This window comes from Propionicimonas sp. (genome assembly GCF_049840635.1).
Classification (GTDB): Bacteria; Actinomycetota; Actinomycetes; order Propionibacteriales; family Propionibacteriaceae; genus Propionicimonas.
This window is the reverse complement of the sequence record NZ_JASGKL010000005.1, coordinates 2,249,688-2,260,132: the sequence shown is the minus strand read 5'-3', so window position 1 is coordinate 2,260,132 and position 10,445 is coordinate 2,249,688. Positions and strand designations below refer to the sequence as shown.

Annotated in this window: 8 protein-coding genes and 1 pseudogene; 4 read left to right on the top strand and 5 right to left on the bottom strand. The window is 72.4% G+C overall.

What is annotated here, in order from left to right:
- Nucleotides 1-98 precede the first annotated feature (98 nt).
- Both QM779_RS16035 and QM779_RS16030 read left to right on the top strand, forming a co-directional pair.
- Nucleotides 99-740 (top strand): DUF4203 domain-containing protein, encoded by a 642-nt coding sequence (locus QM779_RS16035; RefSeq protein WP_428537208.1) that lies wholly within the window; start codon nt 99-101, stop codon nt 738-740.
- 101 nt (nt 741-841) lie between these two features.
- On the top strand, nt 842-1,234 hold the full coding sequence (locus QM779_RS16030; RefSeq protein WP_428537205.1) for a YbjQ family protein: 393 nt from the start codon (nt 842-844) through the stop codon (nt 1,232-1,234).
- Between the two features lie 83 nt (nt 1,235-1,317).
- Here QM779_RS16030 and QM779_RS16025 read toward each other — a convergent pair whose 3' ends face one another.
- The 5 genes and pseudogenes from QM779_RS16025 to QM779_RS16005 all read right to left on the bottom strand — a co-directional run bounded on the left by QM779_RS16025 (nt 1,318) and on the right by QM779_RS16005 (nt 7,492).
- On the bottom strand, nt 1,318-1,800 hold the full coding sequence (locus tag QM779_RS16025) for a TetR/AcrR family transcriptional regulator (RefSeq protein ID WP_428537202.1): 483 nt from the start codon (nt 1,798-1,800) through the stop codon (nt 1,318-1,320).
- A 111-nt stretch (nt 1,801-1,911) separates the two neighbouring features.
- Nucleotides 1,912-2,274 (bottom strand): YhgE/Pip family protein, encoded by a 363-nt coding sequence (locus QM779_RS16020; RefSeq protein WP_428538477.1) that lies wholly within the window; start codon nt 2,272-2,274, stop codon nt 1,912-1,914.
- 1,546 nt (nt 2,275-3,820) lie between these two features.
- Nucleotides 3,821-5,269: pseudogene (locus QM779_RS16015) on the bottom strand (YhgE/Pip family protein); the annotation flags it as partial.
- Between the two features lie 94 nt (nt 5,270-5,363).
- Nucleotides 5,364-5,633 carry a hypothetical protein gene (locus QM779_RS16010; RefSeq protein WP_428537199.1) on the bottom strand — a complete coding sequence of 90 codons (270 nt, stop codon included), beginning with the start codon at nt 5,631-5,633 and terminating at the stop codon, nt 5,364-5,366.
- 380 nt (nt 5,634-6,013) lie between these two features.
- Nucleotides 6,014-7,492, bottom strand: coding sequence for a carboxylesterase/lipase family protein (locus QM779_RS16005; protein WP_428537196.1), 1,479 nt, complete (start codon nt 7,490-7,492; stop codon nt 6,014-6,016).
- A gap of 55 nt (nt 7,493-7,547) precedes the next feature.
- Here QM779_RS16005 and QM779_RS16000 point away from each other — a divergent pair, with 55 nt between their 5' ends.
- Nucleotides 7,548-8,555: an MDR family oxidoreductase gene (locus QM779_RS16000; protein ID WP_428537193.1), complete on the top strand. Its 1,008-nt coding sequence runs from the start codon at nt 7,548-7,550 to the stop codon at nt 8,553-8,555.
- A 545-nt stretch (nt 8,556-9,100) separates the two neighbouring features.
- On the top strand, nt 9,101-10,357 hold the full coding sequence (locus QM779_RS15995; protein WP_428537191.1) for an MFS transporter: 1,257 nt from the start codon (nt 9,101-9,103) through the stop codon (nt 10,355-10,357).
- The last annotated feature ends 88 nt before the right edge of the window (nt 10,358-10,445 follow it).

Sequence of the window (10,445 nt, the reverse complement as noted above, 5' to 3'; positions counted from 1 at the left end):
GGCCCATTCCGTACGATTCCGGGGACGAATGTCGTGGCCGGACGAGAAAGTTCAGCGACCGAGTGTGATTCGGCCGGGCCAGCGGGTACTCTCACCGCATGGTTCTGGCAATGGACCCGGTCTGGGTGGGGGTGGCCGAAATCGTCCTGGGCCTGGTTTTCTGCTTCCTGGGATACCCCGCGGCCAGGGTGGTCCTCGCGCTGTGGGGCGCGCTCGTGGGCTTCGGCGCGGGCCTTGTGCTGCACGCCTCCCTGCTGCAGTCGCTCGGCGACAGCGTGCTCAGCCAGGTGCCCTGGTGGGTGTTCGCGCTGGTGCTGGCGTTGGTCGTCGCGTGGCTGGCTTTCGCCTTCTACGCCGTCGCGGTGCTGATCTCGATGGGAGCGGTCGGCTGGGGGCTCGGCCAGGTAGTTTCATCGGCCCTGCACACTCCCGGCTGGATCGCGTTCTCGATGGGACTGGTGGTGGCGGCAGGCCTGGTCATGGTCGGCTGGGCGCTGAACCTGCCGAAGGTCCTCCTGATCGTCCTCACCGCTCTGGTCGGCGCGGGAACGGTCCTCGACGGCGTGCAGGCAGTCCTCGGCAACCGGCTGGACTGGTTCAACCAGGACCTGTGGCGCACGGACTTCACCGCCCACTTCGCATGGACGATCGGCTTCGTGGTGCTGGCCATCCTGGGAATGGTGGCGCAATTCCGGCAGCGCTCGGACGACAACCTCAGGGACGCCTACAAGCGCGACTGAGCCAATCCGTCCGACACTTGCGGGAAATCGCCGAACAGGCGACCCTGCATTGTTTGCGGCGATTTCATCACGCCCTATTGGGGCACGCCTAGGATTGCCCCATGTTGATCGTCACCAGTAACGACATCCCGGGCTACCGGATCGAGGCCGTGCTCGGCGAGGTCATGGGAATGACCGTGCGCAGCGCCAACATCGGCGCCAACTTCGTGGCCAGCTTCCGTGCCATCGGCGGCGGCGAGGTCGACGAGTACACGCGTCTCGTCTACGAGAGCCGCCAGCAGGTGATGCAGCGGATGTGGCAGGACGCGGTCGCCCGCGGCGCCAACGGCATCGTGGGCATGCGCTTCGACACCGGCTCGATCGGCCAGGCGTTCACCGAGGTCTGCGCCTACGGCACGGCCGTCGTGGTCGAGCCGATCGCCGACGGCCAGCCCGGCGCGACGAAACAGTCCGCCGGCGTCGCCGCCCAGCAGGCCCAGCCCCCGCTGCGCTGAGGTGGCACGTTAGGAACCGTCCCCAACGATCCCCCGGCACGATGGGGACGGTTCCTATCGTGCCGCGCAGTGCGTGTTGCCGCTCAGCGGCTGAGTGCGGCGAGGACGGCGGACGCGACCTCGGCGTGCGTGCGCTCGGGATGGAAGACCAGCCACTCCAGGCCGGCGGTCAGGCTCGCGCCGACCACGGCGGCCGCCCGGAGCGACGCCTCCGCGGGGTCTGCTCCCGAGGCGACCAAGTCGTCGGCCAGCGGGGCGAGGGCGGTGTCCCGCCAGGCCTTGATCGATTCCGCCCACGAGCGCTCCTCACGGAACAGCTCGCTCACCATCACCCGCACGGACGCGGTGTGCTCGGCCACCATCGCCAGGAGGGCCCGCACCACCGAGGCCTGGCGGTCGGCTCCCGTGCGTCCGTCCGACGCCTCGGCGAGGCGGGTGACCAGCTGCTCACGGCTGCGGGCCATGATCGCCTCGACCAGCCCGGCCTTGGAGTCGAAGTTGTAGTAGATCGACCCCTTCGCGATCCCCGCGGACGCGGCGATGTCGTCGATCGACGTGGACGTCACGCCGCGTGCGGCGAACAGCTCCGTGGCCGCGTCCATGATCGCCTCGCGCGTGCCCGTGCGCCGCGCGACGCGTCCGTCGAGCTTCTCCTGCGTGGCCTCCACGTCCGCCTCCTAGATGCTCAGCGCCGGGTGCAGCCGCGACATCGTCCACATCCGCTTGCGGGCGGACGCGATCGAGGTGGCGGCCAGCGACACCACGAAGATAGCCGCCAGCACGGCGACGCTCGTCCAGAACCGGGTCTCGATGCCGCCGGTGATCGCCTCGCGCAACCCGTTCACCGCGTAGGTCATCGGCATGTACGGGCTGATCGCCTGCAGGAACGACGGCGTGGTCTGGATCGGGTAGGTGCCGCCCGCGGACGCCAGCTGCACCATCAGCAGCACGATGATCACCACCTTGCCCACGGCCGAGCCGAGCGTGACCTGGAAGAACTGCTGGAGGGCGAAGAACGCCGCCGCGGTCAGCATCGCCATCGCGAACGTGGCCAGCACGCTGGTCGGGTCGAGGCCGATCGCGAAGTGCATCACCGACGAGCATGATCGTGACCTGGCCGAGCGCGAGCAGCAGCGCGGAGTTCAGCGACCCCCACGCCATCCGGAAGCCGTTCACCGACGTCATCAGCGCCCGCGTCTGCAGCGGACGCAGCAGCAGCCAGGTGATCAGGGCGCCCACCCACAGCGCGAGCGAGATGAAGAACGGCGCGAAACCCTCGCCCCAGGAGGCGGCCTCGTGCACGTGGCTGGACGAGAGGGTCACCGGTGTGGACACCGCCTTCGCCCGGTCGTGCCGCAGGCTGGTGCCGTCGGACGGGATCTGGTCGGCCGCGTCCGCAAGCTTCACTCCGAGCCTCCCCGCCCCGTTCTCGGCCTTGTCGAGGCCGGACGCGAGCGTCGGCGTGTTCGCAGCGATCTCCCCCGACCCGGTACTGAGCTTCGTGGCCCCGCTGTCTGCGGAGGCCAGCCCGTCCGCGAGGGTGCCAGCCCCCGAGCGCAGCGCCTTCGCCCCGCTGACCAGGCCCTGTTCGGGGTCAGCGGCGTCGAAGCCGGCGACCAGCTGGGCGAGGCCGGACTGCAGCGCCGGAATCCCGGTCGTGCTGTCGGACGCGGCCGCGCTCATCGTGGTCAGGCCGGTGGCCAGCGTGTCCGCGCCGGACTGCAGCTGCGCCACCTCGGCCAGCGTGGCGGGGTCGGCGAGCTGGGCAGCGCCGGTCGTCAGGCCGGACGCGCCGGTCGCCAGCTGCTCCTGCGCGGCGTCCAGCTTCGTCAGGCCGACGCCGAGCGAGCCGTCCGAGGCGAGCACGGCGTGCACGCCGGCCCAGCCGGCCTGGACGGCGGAGGCGCCGCTGGCCAGCTCGGTGGCCCCGGAATGGACGGACGCGATCCCGCCCTGCACCTGCGCGGCCCCGGTGGCCAAGTCCTTGGCGCCGCCGTGCGCGGCGCTGGTCGCCTTCCGGGCTGCGCTCAGGTAGGCGGCGGCCGAGGTCGTGTCACCGTCGGCGAGCGCCTCCTGGGCCTTGTCGAGCAGCCCGTCGACACTGTCCAGGCCGTCCGCGAGGTCACCGGCACCCTTGGTGACCGCCGCCGCGCCCTGGCCGAGCGTCGAGCCGGACGCGGTCGCGTCGGCGAGGTCGGAGGCGCCCGAGGCGAGCTTCTTCGTGCCGGTGGCGAGTTGGCCGTCGGGCGCGGTGGCCGCGGAGGCACCGGCGAGCCACTGGTCGGCTCCGGCGGTCCAGTTCGCGGCACCATCGGCGAACTGGGTGGCGCCTTCGGCGTAGCTGGTGGCACCGTTCGCGAGGGTGGTGACGCCGGAGGCGAGCGTGTCGACGCCCGCAGCGAGAGCGGGGGCGCCGGTGGTCGGATCGGCGGCGGTCGCCAGGCCCTGCTGCAGGGCGGAGAGGTGGGCCGCGCCGGCGTTCAACCGCTCGGCACCCTCGGCCGCGGCGGTGACGCCGGCGACGTAGTCACCCAGCTTGCTGTGCAGGGTCTTCGCGCCGGTGCTGAGGTCGTCGGTGCCCGCAGCGAGTTGCGCCGCGCCGTCGGCCAGCTGCTGGGCGCCGACGTTGAGGGTGTCGGCGCCGTCGGCCGCGTCCGCCAGGCCCGTGGCGAGGGTGAACGCACCGTCGGAGGCCTTCGCGAACCCGTCCCTGGCGTCCCCCACCCCGACCAGCAGGGTGTTGACGGCCTGCTTGCTGACCTTCTTCACGACCGCGTCGCGGACCTCCGTCATCGCCGTCCTGCCCAGGGTGGAGGCGAGGAAGGAGTTGCTGTCGTCGTAGCTGACCATGATCCTCGCGGCGGTCGGGTCGTCCTCGCCGAGGGAGAGGATGTCGGAGGTGAAGTCGGCAGGGATCGTCACCGCGAAGTAGTAGGTCCCTGCGTTCACGCCGGCGGCGGCCGCGTCCGCGTCCACCACCCTCCAGCCGACCGAGCCGTCGTCGAGCAGTTCGTCGACCACGTCCTGGCCGTAGTGCTGCAGTGTCCCGTCGTCATCCCTGGCTGCGACGTCGGCGTTCACCAGCGCGACCGGCAGTTCGTCCATCCGCGTGGTCGGGTCCCAGAAGGCCCACACGTACATGGCGCCGTAGAGCAGGGGGATGAGCAGCATCACGGCGATCGCTGCGCGGGTGATCGGCTGGCGGGCGAACCGCTTCAGCTCCGTGCCGTGGGAGGTCCAGGCGAACATGGCTTCTTCTTCTGTGCAGGGTGTGTGGTGGTGGGGTGGGGACGGTTCCGTCCCGGTCAGGCGGGGGAGAGGGACGTGGTGGGCCGGGGTGCCGCTGCTCAGGTGGGCCAGGTCGGCCGCGCTCGATGCGGACGCGATCACGGTCACGCCGGACGCCGCGAGCGCCTGCAGCGACGCCCCCACGCGGCGGCGGCTGTCGGTGTCGCGGAGGGCGTCGATGTCGTCGACCACGACCAGCTCGGGCGCCCCGAGCAGTGCGAGCGCCAGCCGGAACCGCAGGTTGGCCGCCTCATCGAGCTCGTGGACGAGCTGCCGGGCCCGCGGCACCGGGTCGTCGCCGAACACCGGAGCACAGACCCCGGCGACCCGGTCGTCGTCAGGCGTGCGGACGATCCGGAACCACGGCGCCAGCCAGGCCTCCCGCTCCCTGAGGGCGGCGCCGACCGTCACCTCCTCGTCCAGGTCGTCGAGGCCGTGGACGCCGACCGCGGCGGTGCGCCGCTGGACGTACGGCGCCCTGGCGGGCAGGCGGCGGCCGAGGACGGTGAGGTCGGAGCCGCGGCTCGGCTTCAGCCGCCCCACCAGCGTGAGGAGGAGCGACGTGCGGCCCGAGCCGGCGCGTCCGGTGACCAGGGTCAGCGATCCGGGGGCGATGTCGAGGTCGACCGGCCCGTAGATCCGGCCGCGGCGTCCGTCGAGCTGCAGGCCGGACGCGCGGACGGCGGGTGCGTCCGTCGTGGTCGGTGTTGCGGCTGCCGGTTCGGGCCGACTGGTGGTGGCGCTCATGTGTTCTGCCCTCTCGTCAGGAACGAGAGTAGTTGAACTGACCGGTCATTCCAAATATCTAGAGATGATGCGCTCCGAGTCGGGAAGGGTGGGGTCAGGCCGGGTCGTCCGGCTTCTTCGGCTTCGATTCGGAGGACCCGGGACGGATCACCGTGGTCGACGTCGGCTTCGCCTGGTCACGGCGGAGGTCGTAGAAGCCCTTACCGCCGCGGTAGATCGCGACGACGCCCATGGCGAGGATCCCCCAGTCGAGCAGCACGTAGGTGCCCGCCTGGCTCTCGGTCGACAGGAAGTAGATCGCGGCGACGATCGCCACCACTCCGGCGACGAGGTACATCCAGGCCTGGCGTTTCGGATCCTCCACGCCCAGAAGCCTAACCGCTCGGCGAGGAAGCCTCCCGAGACGGGGCCCAGTCGCCGGCGCCCCGGACGCAGCAGGCACCACGCGAACGGGAGATCCCCGAGTCACAGCGAGCTTCCCTCCGCCATCCCGGCGAAAGCCGGGATCCCCGGAAACAGCAGGAACCCACCCGAACCGGAGATCCCGGGTCAAGCCCGGGATGACAGCGAGGGCGGAAACGTCATCCCGGCGAAAGCCGGGATCTGGGGCACAGCAGGGAGCCGGGACGCGGAAATCCCCCGGCCAAACCCGGGACGACAGGGGAACTCACTCCTGTCATCCCGGCGAAAGCCGGGATCTCGGGCACAGCAGGGAGTCGGGACGCGGGCCTCCGCTCGGACGTCTCAGCCGCCGAGCGCGCCGGCGAGGAGCCTCGTCGCGGCGTAGGTGTCGGCCTGGGCGGCGCCGAGGACGCGGGGGTTGTGGCCGTCCCACTCGTCCCAGCCGGGGTCGCCGGACGCGATGAACCGCACCCACGCCGCGTGCATCTCGTCGGCCAGGGCCTGCGGCGGCTGCGGGCCCGCGGACGCAGCCACGCCCTCCGCGTCCAGCAGGTCCCACGCGAACGGCAGGTCGAGGCAGTGGAACGACAGCCCGAGCACCGGCGACGGCCAGCGGAAGTCGTAGACCCAGGTGCCCGCGCCGCGCGCGTCCGCCGAGGCGAGGGTGGGGATCCGGAAGCTCAGGTCGGTGGCCAGTTGGCCGAGCTGGAACGCGGGCGTGGTCAACTCGGGGTGCGCGGCGACGTACCCGGCGGCGACCCCGGCCGACAACCCGCCCTCGGTGAGCGCGCGGACGGGGTCGGCGTCCGCCCACGCCTGGGCGAACTCGCCGGTGACCATCGTGAACTCGTGCGCCACCGTCCCGGCCAGCAGCGCCACCTCCGCGCCCACGCCGGACGCGATCGCCTCGTCGATGCCGGTCGGCAGGACGTCGTCCCCGGTCAACGGCACGAACGGCAGCCCCACCCCGCGGCTGGCGAGCGTGGTCGCGACGTACTCAGCGGGCGTGGCCGGCGGCGGACCGGATGGGGCCATGAAGGCCGCCTGCGCGTCCAGCACCTCGTCCTCGCTGAGGGAGGACCAGCCCGCGCGGGTGGGCGCGACGCCTGTACGCTCGGCGAACGCGCGTCCGATCTCCTCCGCCCGGGCGAGCGGCTGGGAGAGGCCGGCGCCGGAGTGCGCGATCACCCCGCCGAACAGGCCCTGTGCGGCGGGGCAGGCCAGCAGCGCCATCACCGCCGACCCGCCGGCGGACTGGCCGGAGATCGTGACCCGGCCCGGGTCGCCGCCGAACGCGGCGATGTTGTCGCGCACCCACTCCAGTCCGAGCAGCAGGTCGCGGACGCCGCGGTTGGTGGGCGCGTCCGCGATCCAGCCGAAGCCGTCGAAGCCGAGCCGGTAGGACAGCGAGACCGTCACGACGCCGTCCCTGTTGTAGGCCCGGCCGTCGTACCAGGGACTGGACGGTGAGCCGGCGAAGAAGCCGCCACCGTGGATCCAGACGAGCACGGGCAACCCCGCGCCCTCTCCCGGAGCGGGGGTGAACACGTTCACGTTCAGCGTGGCGTCCCCGGGGATAGACGGCTCGGGGATCGTCGTGACCGCGCCGAAGGGGCGACGTTGCGGCGTCGGTCCCGGCTCGGACGCGTCCCGCACCCCGGCCCAGGGCAGGGCGGCGACGGGCGCGGCGAACCGCAGGTCCCCCACCGGCGGTTGCGCGAACGGTACGCCGAGGAAGGCGGCGGACGGGCCTCGCCACACGCCGCGCACCGCGCCGGAGGTGGTCTGGACGACGGGACGATCGGTGACTGCGGTGCTCATGCGCCCACTCTGCCCGACGCGGCCCTGCCGCGGGGCGGTGCGGGAGGATGGGGGCATGGGAAGAGCGATCGTGATCAGGAAGAACGAGTCCGGTGAGGCCGGTGCGCCGGTCAACACCGCCGCGCTGGACGAGGTCGGGCCGCCCCCGGCCACGGACGGTCCCGTGCTGGTCGACGTCGCGTACTCCGGGATCAACTACAAGGACGGGCTCGCGCTGACCGGGCGCCCGGGCGTGGTCCGCAGCACACCGCTGATCGGCGGGATCGACCTGGTCGGCACCGTGCGGGAGAGCGAGGACGGGCGTTGGCGTCCCGGCGACGAGGTGATCCTGAACGGGACCGGGCTCTCCGAGACGCACAACGGGGCGTTCGCCACGCAGGCGCGCGTCTCCGGCGAGCTGCTCGTGAAGCGCCCGGCGTCGATCAGTGCCGCCCGCGCCGCAGCGATCGGGACCGCCGGCTACACCGCGGCGCTGTGCGTCCTGCGCCTGGAACGCGAGCACGTGAACTCGACGGCGGAGCAGCCGATCCTCGTCACGGGAGCGACCGGCGGGGTCGGCTCGATCGCCGTCCTGCTGCTGGCCGCGGCCGGCCACCACGTCGCGGCGCTCACCGGACGTGTGGAGGCGTACGGCGACTACCTGCGCGGCCTCGGCGCCGAGGTGGTCGTCCCGCGCGCGGACCTGCTCGGCGCGGGGCGTCCGCTCCAGTCGCAGCGCTGGTCGGGCGTCGTCGACACCGTCGGCGGCGAGGTGCTCGCCAATGCCATCTCCCAGACCCGATACGGCAGCACCGTCACGGCGTGCGGCCTGGCCGGGTCCGCGTCCCTGCCCGCCAGCGTGGTGCCCTTCATCCTGCGCGCCGTCACGCTGGCCGGGGTCGACTCCGTCGTCGCTCCCCTGGCCGACCGCGAGGCGGCGTGGACGCGGCTGGCCCGCGACCTCGACCTCGACGTCCTCGACGGCCTGACCGAGACCGTCCCGCTCGCCGGTGCGATCGACGCCGCCGCCCGCCTCCTCGCCGGCGAGGCCCACGGCCGCATCGCCGTCGACGTCCGCGCCTGACCCCGTCCGCTCACGCAGCCCCGTTGACGCGATCCTGCCGTTCGCTGCGTCCCACTCGTCCCACCCGTCACGCCACGCGTCCAGAGCGGCAGAATCCCGTCACCCCCTGGACCGGACCGGACGGGGCCGGTCGCTTGCGAGGGTGGCAGACCGTCGCCAGCTCGGCGGCGTCCGTCCCCGACGCCCGCCCTCGATCACGGGACACTACGCAGGCGGGCCGTGACGCGATCCCGCCACGATCGGGCGCAGGCGTCACGGGTGGGACGAAAGGGACGACCAGAGCGGCGAGATCGCGTCAGCGTCGCCCACGCGCTCCCTTGGCAGGCTCACGGCGCGGCGACCCGGCCCCGCTTGCTCCCGAAAGGCGGCCTTGCTCCCGGAATTCGGGGAGCAAGGCCGCCTTTCGGGAGCAAACGCAACGGGTGGGACGCGGGGGACGAGGACGGGGTCGGCAACGGAATCGAGGGACAGGGACGGCGCCGAGAGGAGAGGAGAAGCCCCGCCACGATTTCGGCGGCGCGGGTGCCTCGTGAGAGACTGATCCAATGCGCGCGTACCAGGACATCCTCCGGATTCCGGGTGCGTTGAGGTTCTCCTCTGCGGGTCTTCTGGCCCGTTCCGGCGGCGCGATGATGGGGCTCGGCATCGTCCTGATGGTGTCCTCGCTGTACGGCAGCTACGGGCTGGCCGGCGCGCTCGTCGCGGCGAACTCCGTCGCCTGGGCGCTCGGGACGGCCGTGCTGTCCAACCTCGTCGACCGCTACGGGCAGCGCAGGGTGATGTATCCGGCCACGATCGTCTCCGCGACGATGCTGGCCGTCACCGTCGTGTTCGCCGTCCTCCAGCTCCCGGCGTGGACGCTGGTCGCCCCGGTCGTGATCAGCGGCGCCACCGGCGGCTCGCCGGGCGCCCTCGTCCGCGCGCGCTGGACCAACGTCACCTCCGACCCGCACCAGCTGCACGCCGCGTTCTCGCTGGAGTCCACGCTGGACGAGGTCACCTTCGTCGTCGGACCGGTGCTGGCCACCGCACTGTCCACCGGCATCCACCCCGCCGCAGGCCTGGTCGCCCCGGTCGTGCTGTCCCTGATCGGTGCCCAGCTGTTCTACTCCCAGCGTTCCACCGAGCCGCCGGTCGCGCCGCGTCCGCCCGCCGGCACCGAGCGTCCGGCCGCCCTGCGCCAGTTCATCCTGCTCACCCCCGGCGTCGCCGCCGTGGTCGCCGTGAACCTCCTGATCGGTTGCGTGTTCGGCAGCATCGACGTCAGCGTCGTCGCCGCCGCGACCAGCTGGGACGTCCGGTCGGCCTCCGGCGTCGTGCTGGCCGTGTTCTCGGCCGCGTCCGGTCTCGCCGGCCTGCTCTACGGGACGCGGCACTGGCGCTCCTCCCTCCCGGGACGCTTCGTCGTCGGCGTGCTCGCGCTCTTCGTCGCCACCCTCGGGCTGTTCCTCGCCAACTCGGTGCTGATCCTGGCCGCGGTCGGCGTCCTGGTCGGCGTCACGGTCGCCCCGACCCTGATCAACGGCAACACCCTGATCGGACGCCTTGTGCTGCGCGAGCGGCTCACCGAGGGCCTGGCCTGGATGGGGACGGGGATCGGCATCGGCGCCGCCGTCGGCTCCAGCGTCGCGGGCGGCGTCATCGACGGCTTCGGCCACCACGAGGGCTTCCTCGTCGTGATCGGCTTCTCGACCCTCGCCGCCGTGATCGCCGCCGCGTCCTGGCGCACCCTGAACCGCGCCGAGCGGCTCGTCACGGAGGTCGACGACGCGGACGGCCAGCGCGAGACCGTCTTCGAGTAGCCCCCGTCCTTCGCGCAGCCCGCGTCACCCGATTCGCGGCGTTTCCTTCCCACGACTTGGCTCGTGGGAGCAGAATGCAGACATCCAC